Origin of the sequence: Leeuwenhoekiella sp. LLG6367-2.1, assembly GCF_045055775.1 — a bacterium.
Taxonomy (GTDB): domain Bacteria; phylum Bacteroidota; class Bacteroidia; order Flavobacteriales; family Flavobacteriaceae; genus Leeuwenhoekiella; species Leeuwenhoekiella aequorea.
This window is the reverse complement of sequence record NZ_CP159331.1, coordinates 2,421,279-2,447,225: the sequence shown is the minus strand read 5'-3', so window position 1 is coordinate 2,447,225 and position 25,947 is coordinate 2,421,279. Positions and strand designations below refer to the sequence as shown.

General features: G+C 36.0%; 15 protein-coding genes. 9 read left to right on the top strand and 6 right to left on the bottom strand.

What is annotated here, in order from left to right:
- Positions 1-200: 200 nt before the first annotated feature.
- The 6 genes from proC (at position 201) to rpe (ending at position 5,455) form a co-directional block, all read left to right on the top strand.
- Complete coding sequence (gene proC / locus ABVM53_RS11030) at positions 201-1,007, top strand: pyrroline-5-carboxylate reductase (protein WP_405326034.1); 807 nt, start codon at positions 201-203, stop codon at positions 1,005-1,007.
- Positions 1,008-1,011: 4 nt separating this feature from the next.
- Positions 1,012-1,782, top strand: coding sequence for a glutamate 5-kinase (gene proB, locus ABVM53_RS11025; RefSeq protein ID WP_128758855.1), 771 nt, complete (start codon positions 1,012-1,014; stop codon positions 1,780-1,782).
- A gap of 77 nt (positions 1,783-1,859) precedes the next feature.
- Positions 1,860-3,059, top strand: a complete 1,200-nt coding sequence (locus tag ABVM53_RS11020) for a glutamate-5-semialdehyde dehydrogenase (protein ID WP_405326032.1) — start codon at positions 1,860-1,862, stop codon at positions 3,057-3,059.
- A 262-nt stretch (positions 3,060-3,321) separates the two neighbouring features.
- Complete coding sequence (locus ABVM53_RS11015) at positions 3,322-4,185, top strand: RNA polymerase sigma factor RpoD/SigA (protein WP_405326030.1); 864 nt, start codon at positions 3,322-3,324, stop codon at positions 4,183-4,185.
- Between the two features lie 181 nt (positions 4,186-4,366).
- Positions 4,367-4,774 (top strand): BLUF domain-containing protein, encoded by a 408-nt coding sequence (locus tag ABVM53_RS11010; RefSeq protein WP_405326028.1) that lies wholly within the window; start codon positions 4,367-4,369, stop codon positions 4,772-4,774.
- Positions 4,775-4,798: 24 nt separating this feature from the next.
- Entirely contained in the window at positions 4,799-5,455 is a 657-nt protein-coding gene (gene rpe, locus ABVM53_RS11005; protein WP_405326026.1) for a ribulose-phosphate 3-epimerase, read from the top strand.
- A gap of 389 nt (positions 5,456-5,844) precedes the next feature.
- Here rpe and ABVM53_RS11000 read toward each other — a convergent pair whose 3' ends face one another.
- The 5 genes from ABVM53_RS11000 to ABVM53_RS10980 form a co-directional block, all read right to left on the bottom strand.
- Positions 5,845-7,305: an SLC13 family permease gene (locus ABVM53_RS11000; protein ID WP_405326024.1), complete on the bottom strand. Its 1,461-nt coding sequence runs from the start codon at positions 7,303-7,305 to the stop codon at positions 5,845-5,847.
- Between the two features lie 188 nt (positions 7,306-7,493).
- The gene (locus ABVM53_RS10995) at positions 7,494-9,416 is read right to left on the bottom strand and encodes an OmpA family protein (protein ID WP_405326022.1); all 1,923 of its coding nucleotides are present in this window, start codon (positions 9,414-9,416) and stop codon (positions 7,494-7,496) included.
- A gap of 10 nt (positions 9,417-9,426) precedes the next feature.
- Positions 9,427-10,350 (bottom strand): type IX secretion system membrane protein PorP/SprF, encoded by a 924-nt coding sequence (locus ABVM53_RS10990; protein ID WP_405326020.1) that lies wholly within the window; start codon positions 10,348-10,350, stop codon positions 9,427-9,429.
- Positions 10,351-10,378: 28 nt separating this feature from the next.
- Positions 10,379-18,661, bottom strand: a complete 8,283-nt coding sequence (locus ABVM53_RS10985; protein ID WP_405326018.1) for an Ig-like domain-containing protein — start codon at positions 18,659-18,661, stop codon at positions 10,379-10,381.
- Positions 18,662-19,169: 508 nt separating this feature from the next.
- The gene (locus ABVM53_RS10980) at positions 19,170-20,459 is read right to left on the bottom strand and encodes an NAD(P)/FAD-dependent oxidoreductase (RefSeq protein WP_405326016.1); all 1,290 of its coding nucleotides are present in this window, start codon (positions 20,457-20,459) and stop codon (positions 19,170-19,172) included.
- A gap of 285 nt (positions 20,460-20,744) precedes the next feature.
- On the opposite strand from ABVM53_RS10980, the gene fbp reads away from it, so the two are divergent.
- Together fbp and ABVM53_RS10970 are read left to right on the top strand one after the other, a co-directional pair.
- On the top strand, positions 20,745-21,758 hold the full coding sequence (gene fbp, locus ABVM53_RS10975) for a class 1 fructose-bisphosphatase (protein ID WP_371455947.1): 1,014 nt from the start codon (positions 20,745-20,747) through the stop codon (positions 21,756-21,758).
- Between the two features lie 132 nt (positions 21,759-21,890).
- Complete coding sequence (locus tag ABVM53_RS10970; RefSeq protein WP_405326013.1) at positions 21,891-23,318, top strand: exonuclease domain-containing protein; 1,428 nt, start codon at positions 21,891-21,893, stop codon at positions 23,316-23,318.
- A 6-nt stretch (positions 23,319-23,324) separates the two neighbouring features.
- Here the strand turns inward: ABVM53_RS10970 and ABVM53_RS10965 are convergent, their stop codons facing one another.
- Positions 23,325-24,296 (bottom strand): bile acid:sodium symporter family protein, encoded by a 972-nt coding sequence (locus tag ABVM53_RS10965; protein ID WP_405326011.1) that lies wholly within the window; start codon positions 24,294-24,296, stop codon positions 23,325-23,327.
- Positions 24,297-24,477: 181 nt separating this feature from the next.
- Between ABVM53_RS10965 and ABVM53_RS10960 the strand changes: the two genes are divergently transcribed.
- A complete protein-coding gene (locus tag ABVM53_RS10960; RefSeq protein WP_405326009.1) occupies positions 24,478-25,926 on the top strand; it encodes a Gfo/Idh/MocA family protein in 1,449 nt (482 codons plus the stop codon).
- Positions 25,927-25,947 lie beyond the last annotated feature (21 nt).

Here is a 25,947-nt window from a genome sequence, read left to right as displayed (position 1 = left end):
CAGATTTCCTGCCAAAATTTTAAAATCTCTAAATACTGAATATTCAATCTCAACTTTAACATTTCTTTTTAAAAATTGCTTAGACGTTACTATTATAGCGCTAAGCGGGTTTAATTTTTAGCATTGGCTACAGATTATCAATAAAATCAATTGTCGTACGATACTTGCAGCTAATAGAGCGAACCAATAAAGAAAACTTAATGAAAGTATTAGTATTAGGTGCAGGAAATATGGGATTGACCTATGCAGAAGGTATGGCAGAATCTCCATTTTTAAATAAGCGTAAGCTTATGATATTTGATGTATCGCCAGAAAAAACCGAAGCATTATCTACAATGGCTCAGTTTGATGCATATGACAGTATCGATGAATGTGTACCGAAAGCTGATGTGATATTTATAGCTGTAAAGCCTTATCACAGTCAATCACTATTTAAATCTATGCAACCCTATATAAATGACCAGCAAATTTTTGTGTCATTAATGGCAGGAGTTACAATTAAGACTATTCAAGATGGTTTAGGTGTGAGTAAAGTAATTAGAACTATGCCTAATTTACCAGCTAAAGTAGGTAAAGGTGTTACTTCATTTACAGAGTCTAAAAGTGTAAGTCGTGTAGAATTACTTACAGTACGTAATTTATTAGATACAACCGGAGCATCAATTCACGTAGAAAATGAAAATTTTATTGATGCATCTACCGGAATTTCTGGAAGTGGACCTGCATATATCTTTTATTTTATGCAGTCTATGCTAGAAGCAGCCTTAAAAATGGGCTTCTCCTCAAATGATTCTAAGGTATTAGTTTCTAAAACTTTTGAAGGAGCAGTAACCTTATTTAATGACTCTAACTTATCGCCAGAAACCTGGATGGATCGTGTAGCTTCAAAAGGGGGCACAACACGTGCTGCACTAGATTCTATGGAGGATAATAATGTTAAAGAATTAATTAAAGAAGCAGCATATGCTGCGTTTAACCGAGCAACAGAACTTGGTAAAGAAAAATAATTTTATGAGCTCAAAACGTGTAGTTATAAAAGTAGGAACAAATGTAATGACCAACCGCAATAATAGAATTGTTGGTCCTGTTCTTCACGAATTAGTACGACAAATAGCTGAATTGTATGAGAAAGGATACCAACCCGTTCTTGTCTCTTCAGGATCTGCAATTGCAGGAAAAGAAGTTTTAGGCGATTGTAATTATAAAGATCCGTCTACGAGAAGACAAATATTTTCTTCAGTAGGACAACCGCGAATGATGCGTCATTACTATACCCTGTTTAATAGTTTTGGTATGCACTGCGCACAATTACTGGCGACAAAACGTGATTTTGCACCTGGTAAACATCGTGAAAATATGATTAATTGCTATGAAGGTTTACTTTCAGAAGGTATTATTCCTATAGCAAACGAAGATGATGCAGTTTCCCTAACTATGTCAATGTTCACTGACAATGATGAACTGGCGAGTTTAGTGGCAGAACTTATAGGTGCAGACGCACTTATTCTGTTAACAGATACAGACGGTTTATTTACAGGACATCCTGATGATGATGCCAGTAGAAAACTTACCGAAGTGCATCCCGAAGAAAATGTTGAACAATATGTTCAGGAAAATAATAAAGCGGAAGGTGAAGGCCGTGGCGGTATGAAATCAAAATTAAAAATCGCTAAAGAAACTGCCCGTAAAGATATAACCTGCTATATCGCAAATGGTAAGAAACCCAATGTGATTGTAGATTTACTTGAAGGCAAAAATATAGGAACTAAATTTTCTTCTTAGTTATACGAAGTTAGTTCCTTCAAAGCAGGTTTCAACGTTCAAAAAATTGAACAATTATTAACCGAAAAATTTAGAAAATGAAATTACTCTCAAAAGAGATAAAAAATAAAGTTCTTGATGCTATGATGCAAATCATAAAATCAAGAGAAACCGAAATATTAGAAGCCAATAAAAAAGATCTAGATGCTTTTGATCGTGATGATCAGGCTTTATACGACCGTCTGGTTGTAAATGATGCTAAGATCGCTGGGATGATACAAGCGATTCAAGAAGTTCGTAGTCAGGATGATCCAGTAAGTCAGGAAATATCTAATATTACCCTTGATAGTGGTCTAAAAATCATTAATAAAACGGCACCCTTTGGTACCATAATGATTATTTATGAATCTAGACCAGATGTAACTATCGAAGCAGCTGTTTTAGCTTTTAAAGCAAATAATAAGATCTTGCTAAAAGGTGGTAAAGAAGCTTACCATAGTAATGTGGTATTGGTGGATTGCTGGAAACAAGCACTACGAGAAAATGATCTAGATGAGTCGTGGATTACTATGCTGCAAATGAATAGAGCCGAAACTCAAGAATTCTTACGAAATCCTGACCAGCCTCTAGACTTAATTGTACCTCGTGGTGGAGAACGTCTTATCGATTTTGTTAAGCAACACGCTAAATGTGCAGTGCTAGTAAGTGGTAGGGGAAATAATTTCCTATATGTACATCCTGAAGCGGACTGGAAGAAGACAATAGAGGTTATCATTAATGCAAAAACCGATAAAATTTCGGGATGCAATGCACTTGACAAGGTGTTGGTTGATAAAAATCTTCCCGACTATGAAAGCAGAATTAAAGAGTTAAATCAAATTCTAACTGCTAAAGGTGTTGAAGTTCTAGCTGATTCTAACTCTAAAGAGGCACTTCCTGAAAATGAAGTTGTTCCTACAGAAGACACTTGGTATGAAGAATTTCTAGCTATGAAAATAGTCTTAGGTGCAGTATCGGGTATGGACGAAGCTATGCAAAAAATTAATACGTATAGTGGAGGTCACTCCAGTGCGATTATGACTCAAGATGTAGAAGCAGCGACAAAATTTATGGAAAATATAGATACTGCTGCTGTTTACCATAATGCTTCCACACGCTTTACAGATGGTGGACAAATGGGTGTAGGTGCAGAATTAGCGATAAGCACAGATAAATTGCATCACCGCGGACCGCTCGGTTTAAAACAATTGGTTACAAATAAATACTATGTATATGGTGATGGCCACGTGCGCGTATAAAAATTTGATATAATTGAATAAAAAAGCCCGGCATTGCCGAGCTTTTTTATTTTATAACCCTAATAAAACTATTCATTAATAAATTTAGCTATGCTTTTTAAGAATGTATTTAACTAATTGTCAGCGTACTATGTAAATCTAACTAGAACATATTATTGAAATTGTTAATATTTTCTAAAAATAGTGTGTTGATTTTGTAACCTTTTGGTGGATAGTATCGTATAAGATATAGGTTGAACAACTTAATACATGTAATAGTCCTATGAGACAATTAAAAATTACTAAACAGGTTACAAATAGAGAAACTGCTTCTTTAGACAAGTATCTTCAGGAAATAGGGAAAGTTGACCTTATTACTTCAGATGAAGAGGTAGAACTGGCACAGCGCATAAAAGCGGGGGATCAAAGAGCTCTAGAGAAATTAACTAAAGCAAACTTAAGGTTTGTTGTTTCTGTTGCAAAACAATATCAAAATCAAGGTTTAACATTACCTGATTTAATTAACGAAGGTAATTTAGGTCTAATTAAAGCAGCTCAGCGTTTTGACGAGACCCGTGGTTTTAAGTTTATATCTTACGCTGTATGGTGGATTAGACAATCTATATTACAAGCCCTGGCCGAACAATCTCGTATTGTACGACTACCTCTTAACAAAATAGGCTCCATCAATAAAATAAATAAAACATTTGCTTATTTAGAGCAATCACACGAACGCCCTCCTAGCCCTGAAGAAATTGCAAAGGAGTTAGATATGAGCATTAATGATGTAAAAGAATCATTAAAAAATGCAGGACGTCACGTAAGTATGGATGCACCATTAATTTCTGGTGAGGACTCTACATTGTATGATGTATTACGATTTGGAGAATCTCCTAATCCTGATCGGGAATTGCTTAACGAGTCTTTATGTACCGAAGTAGAACGTGCCTTAGATACATTAACACCCAGAGAAGCAGACGTTGTTCGTTTATATTTTGGTCTTGGTAATCAACACCCTATGACTTTAGAGGAAATAGGTGAAACATTTGATCTTACACGTGAGCGTGTACGACAGATTAAAGAAAAGGCAATACGCAGATTAAAGCACACATCTAGAAGTAAAATTTTAAAAACCTACCTGGGTTAATTTTACAAGAAATCGTTAAAAATGGGGTCTGCTAAGACTTTTTTATTAAATTGCCTCTTATTAGTTACCCCAAATTAACGCATTTAAGACAACAACAGTTTATCATAACTGTTCGTTTTTTGATTGATGAATGAATCCCCGGCTGATTACCGGGGATTTTTATTATTACAGCTATTACCCTATGATTTATACCCTAACTTATGTAAGTACTGCGGTAAATCTTTTTGACAATACAGAGATTAATTCAGTTTTAGATGCTGTTAAAGAGCAAAATAAAATTTTAGATGTTTCTGGTTTTTTAGTTTATAAAGAAGGAACATATCTTCAGCTTCTGGAAGGTGATAAAGAGGTTGTTTCTAAATTATATGAAAAGATAAGAAGCGATGAACGCCATAAAAATGTACTTACCTTACAACAATCCCAAGTTAGTCAACGTGTTTTTGATGATTATGAAAGTGGATTTTTAGTGCCAAATAATACCAACTTAATTTTTGATCTCAATAGTTATTTAAAGTATTTGCGTTTACTCGAGGATAATGAAGTAAATCAAATTATTACCATAGTTGAATCTATATATTCTAAAATGTAAATTTGTTTAATAAAACCTATACTAATGAAACCTACTTACCTTGCTCCATCGATATTAGCAGCAGATTTTGCAAATCTAGAACGCGATATAAAAATGATTAATGATAGTGAAGCAGACTGGTTTCATATTGATATTATGGATGGGATTTTTGTTCCTAATATCTCATTTGGTTTTCCCGTGTTAAAATCAATTACAAAACACGCTAAGAAAACGATAGATGTTCATCTTATGATTGTAGATCCAGATCGCTATATAAAAGAATTTGCTCTTTTAGGATCTACAAACTTGACCGTTCATTATGAGGCGTGTACCCATTTGCATAGAACTTTACAAGCTATAAAGGCCGAAGGTATGAAGGCTGGTGTCGCTCTTAATCCACATACTCCTGTAAATCTACTTAAAGATGTTATTGCAGATATTGACCAGGTGATTATCATGAGTGTGAATCCCGGTTTTGGAGGTCAGTCCTTTATTGAACATACTTATAAAAAAATAAGAGAGCTTAAAGAAATTATTCTAAATGCAAATGCTTCAACCCTTATTGAAATAGATGGTGGAGTTACAGATCAAAATGCTGAAAAACTTCTCGCAAGTGGTGCAGATATATTAGTAGCCGGAAGCTTTATTTTTAATTCTAAAGATCCTAGCCATACTATCAAGGCTATGAAAAATATAATGTAGACCTTTAAAATGAGAAGAGGTACGCTGATGAATAATTTTAAATAATAGTATTCAAAAAAATAAGGCAGAACGGGCGTGTAAGATAGTAAAATACGTAACGCCCCCTACAGCTCACGGATCCACCATACAAAACAGAGGCCAATTCTACCCTATATGTATTTTATATTTTGCGGCAATTTATAAAACATTAATTTTAATTGCCATTGTTATCATTGAAAATGATATTCTTTAACACTTCTGTCAAATTCTGCTCAAAGTAAGCTAAAACAAATTGAAAAATTTTATAGATTTCTTCATTTTGATGAATTTTTAACAAAGAATTAAAATTTAACTACAAGGTTATCATTACTAATAATTGTAGAATTTACATTCAATACTTGAAGAATATATTACGGTCTTTCATTAATGTAAATTGGAAAATCCCATATTAAGGGAAGCACAAAATACACCATACACGTAAGTATTAGTATCGATATTATATTCATCCATATACCAGCTCTTACCATATCGGGTATACGCAAATATCCCGACCCAAAGACAACGGCATTAGGCGGTGTGGCAACGGGTAACATAAATGCACAAGATGCTGCAACTGTCGTTGAAACCAATAACAAATAAGGATTTAAATTTAGGTTTAGAGCAATAGGTGCCAAAATAGGCAAAAGCATTGCCGTTGTAGCTAAATTAGAAGTTAATTCAGTAATAAAATTCACACTAAATATGATAATCAGTAGGAGAAGAAAAAGCGGAAGAGCTTCTAATAATACCATCTGATTTCCGAACCATTCTGCAAGACCTGTAACTTCAAAACCAGATGCTAAAGCCATACCTCCTCCAAATAGCAAAATAATGCCCCAAGGAATTTTTATAGCATCATCCCAATTTATCAGACGATCCTCTTTGTCCTTTGTAGGTATTGTAAACAAAAGAATTCCTGCAGCTATTGCTATAATAGTATCATCTATTTGCGGTAAAAAAAGTTCTAGTAAAAAAGCACGAGAAATCCAGCAAAAGGCAGTTGCTATAAATACGATAAGTACAATTTTTTCTTCTTGTTGAATAGGTCCCAACTCTGCCAGAAGTCTATCGATTTCCTTTTTACCTCCCGGAAATTCCTTCTGTTTAAATTTAAAAGCAACATTGGTTAAATATAACCACGAAATAGCTAACAAGAGAATACTTATGGGCAAGCCAAACTTAAACCACTGGAAAAAACTAATATCTATATTGTAAACTTCCTGAATATATCCTGCAAAAACTAAGTTAGGTGGTGTACCTATCAAAGTGGCCATCCCCCCTATTGAAGCACTATACGCAATACCTAACATTAATGCTTTTCCAAAAATCTGATTCTCATCTGCAATAGTGTTAGGGTTATCTTTTAATTGTGAAATAATAGACATCCCTATTGGAAGCATCATTACCGCTGTAGCCGTATTAGAAATCCACATAGAAAGAAAGGCGGTGGCAACCATAAAGCCTAGAATTATTTGCTTAACATTTGTTCCTATAGCCTTTATAAGATGTAAAGCTATACGCTTATGTAGGTTCCATTTTTCAATTGCAATAGCTAATAAAAATCCCCCTAGGTATAAAAATATATACTTATGCCCGTATGATTCAGTCGTTGTAGAAATGTCAAGAGCGCCAGTAAGCGGAAACAATACTATAGGAAGTAATGCCGTTACCGCAATAGGTGCTGCCTCGGTAACCCACCATAGTGCAATCCATAATGTTGCGCATAAAACAGAATACGCAGGAGCAGTCATCCCTGCAGGTGGATTTAGTTGCTGTAAACAAAAAAATAATAGAGGTCCAAGTATTAGTAAAATTCCTTTTTTAATTTTCATTTATTGTACTATTTAAAGTGGCTTTCACTACATATTTTAAAGCCGGCCTTAAATTACTTTAAATATTAATCTCCATATAATATGTTTTACAGTGATTAGACAAATGCATATAAACAAAGAAACTCCTTCGAGTGAAGGAGTTTCTACGTTAGTATACTTGATCAATTGGGCATACTAACGCCTCTCATTTATCTACTAACTACAATAAATTCAGATCTTCTGTTTTCAGAATATTCAACTTCAGTGCAATTTTCATTTTCCTCATCACAAATATTAATTGGTTTTGATTCGCCATATCCAATCGCACTCGCTATACGCGAAGGATCTATCCCATTATCAATAAGCCAATCTCTGGTAGAAAGCGCTCTATTAGTCGATAGTGTTTTATTAAAATAATCTGTACCACGTTGATCGGTGTGTGCTTCTATTTTAATTATCATTTCAGGATAAGCAATCATCGCGTTCAATACCTTTCTCATTTGTATTGCTGCAATATCATTAATGTTATATCTGTAATATTCAAAATATATTGGGTCGATTTTAATCTTTTCGGTAACCCCATCGGTAATGAATATATCAGACAAATCTTTCAATTTAAAATCTACTAATTTCATAAGATGTCCGGGAATAAGATCTGTATTTAGTTGAAGTTGATCTTTACTAAAGCCGGGTTTTGATGCTTCTACTTGATATTCTTGAGCACAGTTAAGATCTAAACTGTAAACACCATTTTCATTAGTTTCTACTTTTCTAAATTCATTATTTTCAGAATCATAAACAGTTACTATGGCATTTGCAAGAGGCTTCTTTGTTTCCACATTATAAATAGTACCCGTTATTGATTGAATACATTCTTTAAGATTATACTTAAAACTGTAAATATCGTCTCCTCCTTTACCTCCGTCTCTATTCGATGAAAAATATCCCGTATTCTTTGATTTCCCTGCTACGTAGGCAAAATCATCTGCATTGGAGTTTATTCCCGGACCTAAATTTATAGTAGCTCCATAAATCCCATCAGTAAGAGTAGATTTATAAATATCTAAGCCACCGTATCCTACGTGTCCTTCGGAAGAAAAATACAAGGTATTTCCTGAAACAAATGGAAATACATCATCAACAAGACTATTAATTAAAGGTCCAAGATTAAGGGGTTTTGAATAGGTTCCGTCTTCATAAATATCACAAACATAAATATCTGCTTTACCATAACCACCTGGCATATCTGAAGCGAAGTATAATTTTTTACCATCATTAGATACAAATGGATGTCCCACAGAATACTCATCACCATTAAAGGGTAAAAGTTCCTTTTTAAATCGTTTTGCAGTAACATCTACCCGATAGATCTTAAAGTAATTACGTTTGTCTCCTTTAAAAACTTTACGTCTGCCGTCCTGAAAACTCGATGCATAATACAGGTATTTACTATTAGGCGAAAAACTCACCGTAGCATCATGATAGGGAGTTTCCAGTTTATCATTGTACAAACCTACATCTGTCAACTCTCCGTTTGCATTAAGTTCGGCTTTATAAATTGCTAAATAAGGCGTATTGTCACGCTCTGTAATTTGATTAATATCCTTATTTCGGGAAGATGAAAAGACAAATGTGTTGTCACTAAAGGATCCTCCAAAGTCGGCATACTGCGAATTAATATCAAGATTTTTCACTTCATAAAGTGTATCACCTTTGAGTAACTCATTAAATCGAGATCGTTCTTCGTAATAAGCATTTAGTAAACCATCGATTTGTCGTTCTTTTATATAAGTCTCAACAACTGTGCTCGCTTTATCATACTCTTTTAAAAACCTTAGTGTATCATAATATTGATAACCTTGAAGATTGTTTGAATTTGGTCCTGCAAGAGTATACCATTTTTCATAGTATTTTTTTGCATTATTAAAATCCCTTAAATGATAATAGGTATCTCCAACATTCATATAAACTTCTGCTGGAACATTCTTTGCAGTTTCTAAATAGAGTTCATATTCTTTTGCTGCTTCGACATAAATAAAACGATCGTGTAACGTATTTGCCTTTTCAAGCTGACTTTGAGCAAATACATTTAATCCAACAAAGCAACATATTAATGTATATATATGGTTCATAGTTCAGGTTTTAGAAGAATCTTGGTGAGAAGGTTGCGCCTCGTTTACGAGCTAAAGAAAACTTTATTAGCACCTCGTGACTTCCGTCATTATATCTATTAAAGTCTGAAGTATTATAATCATAAGCATAACCTATAAAAATATTATCTGTCACTTGAAATCCTGCAAGACCTCCAACAGCCGCATCTACGCTGTAAGAAACTCCTGCTGTAAATCGTTCAAGAAATAGAAAGTTTGCAGATAAACTTGCCCGCATAGGAGCGCCTTCGATATAATCGAAGAGCACTGCAGGTTTAAACTTAGTGTTACCTCCTATATCAAAAATGTAACCTCCTATTAAGTATAGATTTAGCTTCTCTGTATTAACCATACTACTTTCTTCATTGTAATATTCCTGAGAGAAAAAGTTAGGCGTAGATAATCCTAAGTACCATTTATCGCTAAATAAGTAAGTCCCGGCTCCTAATACTCCTAAGAACTTATTATCAATATTATTCATAAATGCGGGATCATTTGGATTATTAAACATCCCTTTTCTAAAATCAACATTCAGCAATCTAAATCCTGCCTTCAGACCAAATGATAAATACGTCTGAGAAGATAACTGTACAGAATAAGAAAAGTTCCCGTCAACATTTAGATCTTCAGAAGGACCTAATGCGTCTCTAGTAATATTCAGTCCTAAGCCCACATTATATGTAACTGGCGTTTCCAAACCCAGATTTACAGTTTCCGGAGCCCCATCAATACCTGTAAACTGAGCTTTATAATTTGCCGTTATATTAAAGTTATCTGTTGACCCTACATAAGCAGGATTAATGGTCATTGTATTATACATATACTGAGAGTAGTTAGGCTCTTGCTGAGCATAAAGTCCTGTACAGCATACGCCTACTACTAGTACTCTGATTAAATTTGTTACTACTGTTTTCATAATTAAACTTTTTAAATGAGAGGTTTATTTATCGGGCAATGTATACCCATCCTGTAAGTGCACGAGCGCCGTCGTTGATCTCAAGAACATAATAATATGTTCCTGCTGGCAACCCACTTGATTTTTGAATTGAACTTGAGACATTAGAATCACCATTCCAGGTATTTAAATAACCGTTAGCGGTAAATACCAACTGCCCTGTTCTATTAAATATTTGCACTTTATTGTTAGGGTATTGCTCTATACATCTTATAGTAAATACATCGTTCATTCCATCACCATTAGGTGAGAACTCATTAAATACCATAAGACAATCTGGATCTATTTGTAATTCTGCAGCATTATTATCTAAATCTGCATCGACTGGATTAGAGCTAAGAATACGAGCAATATTTAAATAGCTACCGGTATCTAATACACTAACTGTAACTGTTAAGGTAACGGTCTCATTAGCTGCAATAGCTGGTATTTCCCAAATTCCTGTCGTATTATTATAGTCTCCTGATGTAGTATTAAATCCTTCAAAATCTAATCCTGATGGTAGTCTTTCTTCTACCTGAATATCAGACAAAGCAACCTGACCCGAATTTGTAACTGTAATAGTATATACGATTTGCTCGCCTATTGCAGGATTAATATTATCTACGGTTTTAGCAATTGTTAAGTCTGAACAAGCAGCGATTAAAAGATCTACATCTGCTGAAGTTTCTGTAAGGCAAGCATCATTTGATAAATAATTGACATTTACATTTTGAGTTCCTTCTGCCTCCCAGATAACTGTAATTGAATTATCACTATCTGTACCTCCGGAAACTATACGTCCTCCGGTACTCACTGTCCAAAAGTAATCTACCATTCCCGCTTCGGTCGTATAGGTGATTTCTGAACCTAAACATCCTACATCTACTGATGCATCTAAAGTTGCTTGAACGGGTTGAGTAAGTGTAACAGTTACCCCAAATCTCTCTGTACTTTCCAGCGAGTTAACAACAAGAGCTGCATAATATGTTGTACCATTTAACAATTCTGAATTAGGATCTAATGCCACCCCTCCAGATGCTTGAGCATACCATTTAACGTCTGATGTATTTAATACGATATCAGTTAAGGTAGGATTATCTGATGCACAGAAGCTTTGATTTGCATCACCTATCGGAGTTTCCACTCGTACAATCAGTTCGTCTGATGTAGAATCTGAATTAGAATTACCAAAGGAATTTGTTGCAGTTGCAACTACATCATATGTTCCTTGTGGTATTTCATTACCAGTAGGAATGGTAAGAGACCATGTATCATTACCATTATCAACTAAATCTCCATCTCCTTCTTGATATGTAAATCCATTAACTGAAACGGTCAACATATCTCCTGAAGTTGCAGTACCCATTATTAATGGTGTACTATCGCTTGTTACCTGAGAAGTTACTGTAGGTGCTATTGGCTGATTTACATTTGATGTATCAATTGTGATTTCGTCCACTGTGGCATCATTAGCAGTATTACCCGCGGCATCAGTTACAGTTACATCAACATCATAAGTACCATCTGGAATTTCATTTCCTACTGGAATGACTAATTCCCAGGTGCCATCTCCATTATCAACTAAATCACCATCTCCCTCTGTATAAGTAACTCCATTTACTATTACTGATATATCATCAGCAGAATCTAAAGTACCCGTGATTGTTGGTGTGCTTGTATTAGCTACAAGTTCATCAACTGTAGGAACTGTAGGTGCCACGGTGTCTATTGTTATTTCGTCCACTGTGGCATCATTAGCAGTATTACCCGCGTCATCAGTTACTGTTACCACAACGTCATAGGTTCCGTCAGGTATTTCATTTCCTACCGGAATTTCTAATTCCCAAGTGCCATCTCCATTGTCTGTCAAATTACCATCTCCTTCTGTATAGGTAATTCCATTTACTAAGACAGAAATCTCATCAGCAGAATCTAAAGTACCCGTGATTGTTGGTGTATTTGTATTAGCTACAAGTTCATCAACTGTTGGAACTGTAGGTGCTACGGTGTCTATGGTAAGTTCATCAACTGTTGCATCACTGGCAGTATTGCCCGCAGTATCGGTTACTGTGACATCAACATCATAAGTACCATCAGGAATCTCATTTCCTACCGGAATTTCTAATTCCCAAGTGCCATCTCCATTGTCTGTCAAATTACCATCTCCTTCTGTATAGGTAATTCCATTTACTAAGACAGAAATCTCATCAGCAGAATCTAAAGTACCCGTGATTGTTGGTGTATTTGTATTAGCTACAAGTTCATCAACGGTTGGAACTGTAGGTGCTACGGTGTCTATGGTAAGTTCGTCAACTGTTACGTCACTGGCAGTATTACCCGCAGTATCAGTTACTGTTACTTCAACATCATAAGTACCATCAGGAATTTCATTACCAATCGGAATTTCTAATTCCCAAGTGCCATCTCCGTTATCTGTCAAATTACCATCACCTTCCGTGTAGGTTACTCCATTTACTAAGACAGAAATCTCATCAGCAGAATCTAAAGTACCCGTGATTGTTGGTGTATTTGTATTAGCTACAAGTTCATCAACTGTTGGAACTGTAGGTGCTACGGTGTCTATGGTAAGTTCATCAACTGTTGCATCACTGGCAGTATTGCCCGCAGTATCGGTTACTGTGACATCAACATCATAAGTACCATCTGGAATTTCATTACCAATCGGAATTTCTAATTCCCAAGTGCCATCTCCATTGTCTGTCAAATTACCATCTCCCTCAGTATAAGTAACTGTGTTTACTGTAACAGAAATCTCATCAGCAGAATCTAAAGTACCCGTGATTGTTGGTGTGCTTGTATTAGCTACAAGTTCATCAACTGTTGGAACTGTAGGTGCTACGGTGTCTATGGTAAGTTCGTCAACTGTTACGTCACTGGCAGTATTACCCGCAGTATCAGTTACCGTTACCACAACGTCATAGGTTCCATCAGGTATTTCATTTCCTACCGGAATTTCTAATTCCCAAGTGCCGTCTCCATTATCTGTCAAATTACCATCTCCTTCTGTATAGGTAATTCCATTTACTAAGACAGAAATCTCATCAGCAGAATCTAAAGTACCCGTGATTGTTGGTGTATTTGTATTAGCTACAAGTTCATCAACGGTTGGAACTGTAGGTGCTACGGTGTCTATGGTAAGTTCGTCAACTGTTACGTCACTGGCAGTATTACCCGCAGTATCAGTTACTGTTACTTCAACATCATAAGTACCATCAGGAATTTCATTACCAATCGGAATTTCTAATTCCCAAGTGCCATCTCCATTGTCTGTCAAATTACCATCTCCTTCTGTATAGGTAATTCCATTTACTAAGACAGAAATCTCATCAGCAGAATCTAAAGTACCCGTGATTGTTGGTGTATTTGTATTAGCTACAAGTTCATCAACGGTTGGAACTGTAGGTGCTACGGTGTCTATGGTAAGTTCGTCAACTGTTACGTCACTGGCAGTATTACCCGCAGTATCAGTTACTGTGACATCAACATTATAAGTGCCATCTAAAATCTCATTTCCTACTGGAATGACTAACTCCCAAGTGCCATCTCCATTGTCTGTCAAATTACCATCGCCTTCTGTGTAAGTAACTCCATTTACTATTACTGATATATCATCAGCAGAATCTAAAGTACCCGTGATTGTTGGTGTACTTGTGTTTGCTATAAGTTCATCAACGGTAGGTACTGTAGGTGCCACGGTGTCGATAGTTAACTCGTCTACTGTTGCATCACTGGCAGTATTACCCGCATCATCAGTTACTGTGACATCAACATCATAAGTACCATCAGGAATTTCATTTCCTACCGGAATTTCTAATTCCCAAGTGCCATCTCCATTATCTGTCAAATTACCATCTCCTTCTGTGTAAGTAACTCCATTTACTATTATTGAAATCTCATCTGCAGAATCTAAAGTACCAGTGATTGTTGGGGTATTTGTAGTAGCTACAAGTTCATCAACTGTAGGAACTGTAGGTGCTACGGTATCTATAATTAACTCGTCTACTGTTGCGTCACTGGTAGTATTACCCGCGACATCAGTTGCTGTTACGTCAACATCATAAGTGCCATCAGGAATTTCATTTCCTACTGGAATTTCTAATTCCCAAGTGCCGTCTCCATTATCTGTTAAGTTACCATCACCTTCTGTATAAGTAACTGTATTTACTGTAACAGAAATCTCATCAGCAGAATCCAAAGTACCCGTGATTGTTGGTGTACTGGTGTTGGTTACCAAAACGTCAACTGTAGGAACTGTGGGTGCTACGGTATCTATAATTAACTCGTCTACTGTTGCGTCACTGGCAGTATTACCCGCAGTATCAGTTACTGTGACATCAACATCATAAGTGCCATCAGGAATTTCATTTCCTACCGGGATAACTAATTCCCAAGTTCCATTTCCATTGTCAACTAAATCTCCATCTCCCTCTGTATAAGTAACTGTATTTACTATTACTGAAATCTCATCAGCAGAATCCAAAGTACCCGTGATTGTTGGGGTACTGGTGTTTGCTACAAGTTCGTCGACGGTAGGAACTGTGGGTGCAACGGTATCGATTATTAACTCGTCTACTGTTGCATCACTTGCAGTATTACCTGCATCATCAGTTACTGTGACATCAACATCATAAGTGCCATCAGGAATTTCATTTCCTACTGGAATTTCTAATTCCCAGGTGCCATCTCCATTATCTGTCAAATTACCATCTCCTTCTGTGTAGGTTACTCCATCTACGACCACTGAAATATCATCCGCAGAATCCAAAGTACCCGTGATTGTTGGAGTACTGGTGTTGGTTACCAGAACATCAACTGTAGGAACTGTAGGTGCCACGGTGTCGATAATTAACTCATCTACTGTTGCATCACTGGCAGTATTACCCGCAGTATCTGTTACTGTGACATCAACATCATACGTACCATCTGGAATCTCATTTCCTACCGGAATTGCTAATTCCCAGGTGCCATCTCCATTATCAACTAAATCATCATCTCCCTCTGTATAAGTAACTCCATTTACTATTACTGATATATCATCAGCAGAATCTAAGGTACCCGTTATTGTTGGGGTACTGGTGTTGGTTACCAGAACATCAACTGTAGGAACTGTGGGTGCTACAGTGTCTATAGTAAGTTCGTCAACTGTTACGTCACTGGCAGTATTACCCGCATTATCAGTTACCGTCACCTCTACATCATACGTACCATCAGGAATTTCATTTCCTACTGGAATTTCTAATTCCCAAGTGCCATCTCCATTGTCAACTAAATCACCATCCCCTTCTGTATAAGTAACTGTATTTACTATAACAGAAATCTCATCAGCAGAATCTAAAGTTCCTGTGATTGTAGGTGTACTGGTGTTTGCTACAAGTTCATCAACTGTAGGAACTGTAGGTGCAACGGTGTCGATTGTTAATTCATTTATAGTTGCATCTGTAGCAGTTCCACCTATACCAACAACGGTTGCTTTAACATCATATATACCATCAGCTAAAGCTGAAGGAATTGTTAACGACCAAGTATCGTTAGTATTATCAGTAAGATTACCATCTCCTTCCGTATAAATTACACCATCTACTGTAACGGTAAGGACATCATCACTATCTGCAGTTCCAGTTATTGTTGGCGTTGTATTACTAGTTACTTGCGGTACTACTGTTGGTGTTGTAGGAATGGTATTATCGATAATCAACTCATTAAGTGTAATATCACTCGAGCTATTTCCTGCTAAATCAACAGCTGTAACTGCAACATCATATGTACCGTTTGCTAATTCATTTCCTACAGGTATAATTAATGTCCAAGTCCCATTACCATTGTCTACTAAATTACCATCTCCTTCTAGGTAAGTAATTGAATTTACACTGACTTCAATTAAATCAACTGAATCTGCAGTACCCATAATTGTAGGGGTAGTGTCACTAGTTATTTGTGGAAAGACCGTAGGAATGGTAGGATCTATGGTATCAATGATTAGTTCATTTGTAGTATCATCACTAGCTGTGTTTCCTGCTGCATCTGTAACAGTCGCTACCACATCGTAGGTTCCATCTAGAATTTCATTTCCTGAAGGAATCATTAATGTCCAGGTACCGTCTCCATTATCTGTTAAATCACCATCTCCTTCTAAATATGTAACAGTATTTACTGTGACAGAAATCTCATCTACAGAATCCAGAGTTCCTGTAATTGTTGGCGTGGTATTATTTGTAATTTGAGATTCAACGGTAGGTTTTGCTGGTGCTACAACATCTAGTAGATAGGTTATACTGGTTGAAACTGTTGTTTGACACAACAGTTCTGTAGCCGTAACCTCAGCTTCAATCGTTAAATCTGCATCACTAACTAACTGATTCCCGGGAACGTTAACTGTAAAAGTTAATCCTGCAAGAACTGTCGTATCATATTCAAAAGTATTTACAGTAACTGTTACAGGATCTCCCACTTGCGCATCTCCTCCTACAGTACCAGTTACAGCAACGGGTCCTGAAGACTCCGATTTATTAATAATTCCATCACCGGTTATTGGATCTAATGCAATTGTAGGTTGTGGCCCTTCATTTAAGGTTATTTCTACGACCTTTAGATCACCGGGTGCATTCTCACAGCCGGTAACCGCATCCACAAGACTTATATAGATTTGTGTAGGAGTATTTGCTCCTGTCAAACCTTTAATTTCTAATTCACCTTCGGCATTTATTTCATACGTTAGATCTCCATCAACCAGACCATTAGTTATTTCTACACTTCCGTTTGAATCTAAGTAATACTTAAAATTTCCTTCTAAAGTAGTTGTGGCTATAATATTTAAAATTTCAGGAATACATATAGGAAGATCTAGTCCTAATACTGTGATATCTCCCGACTCTGGCAATGGATTAACAGTAACTTCGACAGGAATTCTACCCGACTCCTCTGCGCAACTTGGAAGATACGAAGCCACATAAAATGTGGTATCTTCAGTCAAAGCATTAGTTGTAAACGCGTCGCCACTATTAACCGTGGCCAATAAATTATCACCACTTACGCTATCATACCATCTCAATTGTGCTCCAGCTGTATTTGTAGTTGCTGTTAATGCTGCGCTTTCTCCTACACATACTTCAGCATTTAATGATTCACTATCTAAAATAGGTATCCCCGAAGTTATTGCAACATCAAAAAGGTCTATGCGCTGAAAAAGACTGGCGTTTACTAACGATTGATAACGTACTACTATACGATCTGCCGGACCAGCCACATCAAAAGGAACTTGTACAATAGCATTACTTTGTAATAGCCCTAGAAGATCTAAGTTTAAAAGAGATGTTAGATTTGAAGAACTTACTAATTGTGTGCCGTTGTATGCTACTAATTCAATATTATTTGCAAGACCAACTGCTAGCAGCGTGGGGTCTACTCTCAAGCTTACTTTAAAATCCTCATCAGGTTGTGATGGTGTATCAAAATAAATATTTTGCTCGACTGAACCGGCTACTGCCAATAACCCTAAACTTATCTGTGAAAAAGTAGTAGGATCTGAATCAATTGCATTTTCCGGATTTGTAACCCCAGCTCCGGCTAATCTTAAGGCGTCTAGCGTAACACCGTTTGAACGAAAAGAAGTAAATGCCGGCTCATTACAAATTGCACTTCCTGATGCAGTGAAAGCACCTGAAACATATGCATCTCGTGTGGTTCCTAATCCTAACAGCCCATTTCCTGTAGAATTTGTAATACGAATGCTTGAATAAGTTTGATTCGGTTTAAGTGCTATAAAAAAATCACCGTTAGCATCGATTACAACGCGTACTCTATTTGTATTAAATGTATTTGGCTGCCGTGTGTCTGCCGTCAATACTGTAGTGTTTCCGTTTTTTGCCTCTATAACTAGACGTTGTCCACCAAGCACAATATCTAATACATCACCTACTAAGCCACCAAGGGTACCACCTAATAGTACATCTATAATTTGATCTTCGGCTTCTATTTTTACATAGGTTACAGCTTCGGCAGGAATGGGGTTATCATATCCTAACTCAAGAACTCCCACTGTAGGAGGATTTAGAACTACACCCAATGCAGTAATTCCTGAGTAGGCGCGAATACGTGCTTCTGTATTTAAATTACCATCTATTGCAAACGGTACAGATGTCACATATTCACTATCTAATTCATTGGTCGCAAATGTTCTTGTTTGAGAAAATACCGACAAAATGGGAACTGAAAATAAGATCAAGAAAAATAACAGATTGATTTTTATTTTCTGAAATGTAGAGTTCTGCATAATAGTTAGGTTTAAAATGAGAGTTAAACGAAAGTGATTCACTTAGAAAAATTGACAATAAGAACTTAGATCGAAAATGCATATAGCATTCAATCAATAGTTTAGGGGATTTTTTGAAATTTGGAGAAGGACTTAAATAACTCTAGAATACACTAGAATTCTGACACTAGCTTTGAGAATTGTAATTTTAGAATCATAAATGAGAGTTTATTAGTTCTATATTAAAATTATATAAACACTCCTTTAAAGACTTATTTAATCGATGTAATACACATATTTAAATATTATTATTTAAAATAGTAATATTTTACAAGTGTAAATTAATTACTATCACAGCTATTAAGTATGAATATCTAACACAAACCATACTTTTACCGAGATATCTTCATATTATATGTATATAATACAATAATTAGATAACTCAAAAAATTGTAAGCGCTTCTTATGAAGTTTAATTTCCGTAGGAATTTATTTGTAGGAATTATTTATTAAGGTTACTTGAAGAGAATTAACCTTTAGAATCATCGGTCGATGAAATACTCTTTTTGGGTCTTATAATGAGACGTAAATCTTGGTTTTTGGTTAAATATTCAGTAGACCAATTGTAAAAGGTACGCACCCGGTTGCGATAGTCAATTAATGCAAATAGATGAACAAATAGCCAAGCTCCCCAAGCGATAAATCCGTTAAGATGTAATTGTGGACTAGGCACATCTGCCACGGCTTTGTTGCTTCCTATAATAGCCATTGATCCACGGTCTTTATAAATAAATGGAATCTGACCCTTATTAGAATTTTGTCTTTTTAGGTTTTTTGCAAGTAACACACCTTGTTGCATAGCTACTTGGGCCAACTGAGGATGCCCTTCAGGAAAATTAGGGTCTCCATAACAAATCGATGAATCTCCTATTGCGTATATCGCTTCCTGACCCGTGATTTTGTTATACGCATCAACCTCTATACGGTTACCGCGTTTATAAACCTCATCAGGTATACCTTGAAATTTATAACCCGTTACACCTGTCGCCCATATAAGATTTTTGCTATAGATATGCGATCCGTCTTTCATCATTACTTTCTCACCATCAAAATCTACAACACGGGTATTTAATAAGATCTCAACCCCCATATCCTGCAGCTTTTTATACGTGTATTCCTGACTCTTCTTACTCATAGGAGAAAGCAGTTCTCCTCCTCCATTTACAAGATAAATTTTTGATCCCGATCCTATAAGTTCGGGAAATTCTTTACGGATGGTATTATTGCGTAATTCGGCAAAGATCCCCGAAATTTCAACTCCGGTAGGTCCGCCTCCTGCGATAACCATATTGAGGTAGGGTAACCGCTCTGACTTATCATTTATTCTGGTAGCCTGCTCCAGATGTAGAAGCAACAAATTACGCATTTCTAACGCATCCTCTAGTGTTTTCATAGGTATGGCATAACGCTGACATTGATCTAAGCCAAAAAAATTAGTTTGGGTTCCTGTTGCCATCACCAAATAATCATAAGATAATTTACCAGTATCTAATACTATTTGTTTTAATTCTGGTTTTACTTCAAGCAACTCCCCCATTCTAAATCTAAAGTTTTGCTTTCCTCTAAAAAGATTCCGAAAAGGAAATGTTATACTGGAAGGATCCAAAAAGCCGGTTGATACCTGATATAAGAGTGGTGGGAAAAAATTGTAGTTGTTTTTATCTACGAGGGTAACTTCAAAGTCTGAAGATTTAATTAAATATTTTACAAGATTAATTCCTGCAAATCCTCCTCCTATAACTACTACTCGTTTACTCATATCTTATAAATAATTCTGAAAATTAAAAGTTTTAAGGCAGAACGATATCGTATTTATGTCAAAATTAGGGTTGAATTTAGTTATGTCTTCAAAATAACTGGTTAAGGGTAAAGGAGGTAATTACATATACACTACGGATATCTCAAAATACCCTATACATAAGTTAGAATAGCATATTAATTTGATACTAAATTGATAAATTTTCGACCTTATAAAGAGGTAATTTATCGTAATTTGCAATCATTAACTTAATAATCAGCCCTTTTAAGACAACCACCATACATTATGGAAAGACACACTACACTAGGTGAATTTATTATTCAGAATCAAAAGGATTTTCCATACGCAAAGGGAGAACTTAGCTCTCTTTTAAGTGCTATTCGATTAGCCGGAAAAATGGTAAATCAGGAAATTAACAAAGCAGGACTTGCCGAAATTCGAGGTAAAGCCGGTCAAGAAAATGTGCAGGGAGAATCACAAGCAAAACTAGATGTTCTTGCAAATGATATGTTTATAAGTACTCTTAAAGATCGTGGTGAAATTTGCGGATTAGCATCAGAAGAGTTAGAAGATTTTTTAGTCTTTAACGAAGAAAAGCACAAAAATGCAAATTATGTAGTTCTTATTGATCCACTAGACGGTTCTTCTAATATTGATGTAGATATCACGGTGGGAACAATCTTCAGCATATACAGACGTATAAGCCCGGTAGGAACCCCGGTTACCTTAGAAGATTTTCTTCAACCTGGAATAAACCAGGTAGCTGCGGGTTATCTTATCTATGGGACATCGACTATGCTGGTTTATACTACAGGTAATGGCACCCACGGATTTACTTTTGATCCTGGGATTGGTTCATTTTTCTTATCGCATCCTCATATGAAACATTCTGAATCTGGGCGCATTTACTCCATCAACGAGGGTAATTATGTTCACTTTCCGCAGGGAATTAAAAAATTCATACGATGGACGCAAGAGTTAAATGAAGAAGAAAACAGACCTTTTACCTCAAGATATATTGGTTCTTTAGTTGCAGACTTTCATAGAAATATGCTACTTGGCGGGGTTTATTTATATCCTACCGGAACAACTTCTCCTAAAGGAAAACTGAGACTTTTATATGAATGTAACCCGATGGCTTTCTTAGCAGAACAAGCCGGCGGAAAAGCTTCAGATGGATACGGGCGTATTATGGAACGTATCCCGACAGAGCTTCACGAGCGCGCTCCTTTCTACTGTGGTTGTAAAACCGAAGTTGAAAAAATAGAGTGGTTTCTCAACGAAGAGGAAACAGATTAAATGAAAATCCGGAGTAGCAAGCTACTCCGGATTTTTTTTATAAAATATAACCCACCATTAAGTTATCGGATAATTTCCGTTAATGTGGATATTTTCCTTCTTTACCATTTCAGAATATATTAATTTTGAGTTATGGAAGAAGCGAAGTTTGCCATCATAGATGTTGAAACTACCGGTGGCGGAATAAAGGATAATAAAATTACGGAGATTTGTATCATTGTTCTGCAAAACGGTGAAGAGGTTAATCGTTTTGTAAGCTTAATTAATCCACAACGTGATATTCCCTATTATATAGAAAAACTAACAGGAATTAATGATGCGATGGTTTCTCAATCTCCTCGATTTGAAGAAGTAGCATCAGCGATTAATGAAGTCACACGTGATTGTATTTTTGTAGCGCACAATGTGGGTTTTGACTATAATGTTGTTCGTTCTGAATTTGAATCGGTAGGGATAGACTTTAATCGTAAGCGCTTGTGCACCGTGCGCTTATCTAAAAAATTGATTCCGGGATTATTTTCTTACAGCCTCGGAAATCTTTGTACTTCTATAAACATTCCACATCGCGACAGGCACCGCGCCCAAGGAGATACTGAAGCAACCGTATTATTATTTAAACGTTGTTTAGAACTTGATCCGGATTACGATGTGATTTCGGGGTTTTTAAATAGAAAATCTAAAGAATCTTATTTACCACCTCATTTTAAATCTTCAGATTTTGAAGATTTACCTACAACTGCAGGCGTATATTTCTTTAAAGATAAAAAGGGTACTCCGCTGTATATTGGCAAAGCTATCAACATTCAGAAAAGAGTATTATCGCACTTTAGAGAGAAAAGTAATCGTAAATATGCATTGTTACAAGATACCCATGCTATAGATTATGAACGTACAGGCAGTGAACTTCTTGCTCTTCTCAGGGAAGCCGAACTCATATTAAAATATTATCCAAAATTTAATAAAGCACAAAAAAATCCTGCAAAACCATATAAGCTTACCTCCTATTTAAATAAAAAAGGAATACATCAATTTGCACTTCATAAAAATAAAATAGCACCGGTAAGTTGGATGCAATTCTACACTCGTGAAGAGGCTATATTTTTTTTAGAATCTATATGTGAAACTTATAATTTATGCCCAAAATACTGCAGCTTGCAGCAAAATAATGGAGAGTGCAATCATTATAAAATCAAAGACTGTAGTGGTTTTTGCAGAGAGGAAATAGATCCTATTACATACAATAAAAGAGTCGCCAAAGCTTTTGAATTTATTAGTACGTATGATGACTCCTGTCTCATTCTTACTGAAGGAAGAACCACAGAGGAAAAATCTTTTATTTATCTGAAACAAGGCAAATATGCCGGTTACGGTTTTATAGAATCTACCGAAAATATAACCAAGGTTGAAGATTTTACAAACCAATTAATTCCTCAAAAGAGTTCAGCTTACGCAGATCGTATTATAAGTAGGTATTTAACGATGTCAGCAAATTTTGAAAAGATACAATTACAAAAAGAAGCTGTTTTTGAATATGACATTTTTGAGCGCTGGGTTTCCTAGTTTTCATCAAATAGCTTCTGGTCTTCTTGCATATCGAGACGCGATCGCACTTATGATCATAATTTGTGATGCGTGAAATAACATGAGTGGCAACAATATGATCCCTAAAGTTGCCATATTACCAAAGAGTATTTTAGAGAAAACAGTACCATGCACCAGCGATTTTTTGGTACCACAAAATTGCGCCGTTATTTGATCTTCGGTATTAAACCCTAAAAGTTTGCTCCCATAACTTGTAATTAGAAAAACACACACAAATAATACAATAACACCTAAGAATAAAAGACTTAGATCTATAACAGAAACCGTACTGAATAAATTCTCAGAAAAAGATTCTGCAAAACTCTTGTAAATTATAAGCAAGATAATTCCCTTATCAAATAGGGTTAGTTTAGAGCTGTGTTTTTGAACAAAATCGCTTAAATATCTTTGCAATAACATTCCAAAAACTACTGGTAAAATTATCTGAATGATAAGTTTTACATATATATCTGTAAAATTGAAATCACTCTGAGCAGGATCTACAAAAAGTCCCATCCACAAAGGTGTAAGAAGGATACCTATAAGTCCCGAAATACTCGCATTAAATATTGCTGAAGGAATATTTCCTTTTGCTATTGATACCATTACCACAGACGAACTCACAGTAGATGGCAGTGCTGCCAAGAAAAAGAAAGCAAGCCATATTATTTCTTGAGATTCAGTAGCTATCAATGGCTTCGTAAGCAAAACTAAAAAAGGGAATATTACAAATGTTGAAGCTTGTATAAGTACGTGAAGCTTCCAGTTGCTTAAACCTGCTTTTAATTTTGACGGACTCAATTTTACGCCATAAAAAAAGAAAATTAATGAAACTCCAATTGTAGTAATTAGATTAATAGGTATCAAGTCCTCTTGAACTCCCCAATCTGGAAAGAGGTATGAAACTACTAATACTGCAATAATTGAAAGAACAAATTTATCAGGTTTTATCGCCATATTCATATTTAAAAAATAACTCGCTATTCATCGATCAAAGTTATATCAGAAGATTTGAAAATATATTGGAGGGGATCATCTATATAGTAATAATGTAATAATTATAAATTTTTATTGATGTGACAAAAAAACATCAGAAAATGCATAACTTTTCATTCCAAAAACTAAAATATTCAGAATAATGAAAGAAAACTCAAAAACAGCCTCTACACCCAGAAGAGATTTTATCAAAAAAGCATCGTTGGCATCTATAGGAATATCTATTGTTCCGCGTCACGTGCTAGGTGGTGTAGGATTTACAGCTCCCAGTGACAAATTATTAATTGCCGGAATAGGTGTTGGCGGTAAGGGAGAAAGTGATATTAAAAGTTTTGCAGATTCTGGCAAAGCAGACATCGCTTTCTTATGTGATGTTGATGATCGTAGAGCTGCAAATTCAAGAGCTCGTTTTCCTAAAGCTAAATATTATAAAGACTGGCGAGAACTACTTGATAAAGAAGAGAAAAATTTTGATGCGGTATCCATTGCAACTCCAGACCATAATCACGCAGCTCCTGCCATTGCTGCTATGAAATCTGGTAAGCATATTTATCTACAAAAACCACTTACTCATGACATTTATGAAGCGCGACAATTAACCGAAGCTGCTGAAAAATATAAAGTAGTTACACAAATGGGAAATCAGGGTGCTTCTAATGACGGTACTCGTATTATGAGTGAATGGTTTGATGCAGGACTTATAGGTGATATTCAAGAGGTTTATTGTTGGACAGATCGTCCTGTATGGCCTCAAGGAATTCCGTGGCCTAAAACAGCCGCTCCTGTTCCCAGCGAATTAGATTGGGACTTGTGGTTAGGTACGGCTCCATATAAAGATTATGTAGGAGGATTGGTTCCTTTTAACTGGCGAGGCTGGTGGGATTATGGCACAGGTGCTTTAGGAGATATGGGATGTCACCTTGTAGAGGTTCCTATTCGTGTATTAAATCTTAAATACCCTAAAGATGTTCAATGTAGTGTAGGGAGCGTATATGTAGATGAGTTTAAGCGCGGTTACTTCCCGGAAGCTTGCCCTCCATCAAGTCACGTAACTATGACTTTTGCACAAACTGATAAAACAAAAGGCGATGTAAAATTACATTGGATGGATGGTGGAATACAACCAGCCCGTCCTGAAGAACTAGGTCCTAATGAAGTTTTTGGAGATGGAGGAAATGGTGTGTTGTTTATAGGTACAAAAGGTAAAATGATGTGTGGTACCTATTCTGAAAATCCACGTCTCATCCCTACTTCAAAAACCGATCAAGTTCAAGTTGCTGAGAAATATGAGCGAGTTCCAGGAGGTGCTAACGGTCATTATGCGCAATGGGTAGAAGCTTCACTTGCCGGCTACGGAAAGAAAGAAGTGAGCTCGCCATTTAGCGTAGCAGGTCCTTTGACTGAAACCTTACTAATTGCTAATTTAGCCATACGCGGTTTTGACGTGCGCAAAGAGCGTAGCGATGGACGATTTGATTATCCAGGCCGCTACATTGAAATGCTTTGGGATTCTGATGCTATGCGTGTTACTAATTTTGAAGAAGCAAACCAGTTTGTAAAACGTAATTATCGCGAAGGCTATACATTATAAAAAAAGTAATAACTGTAACGC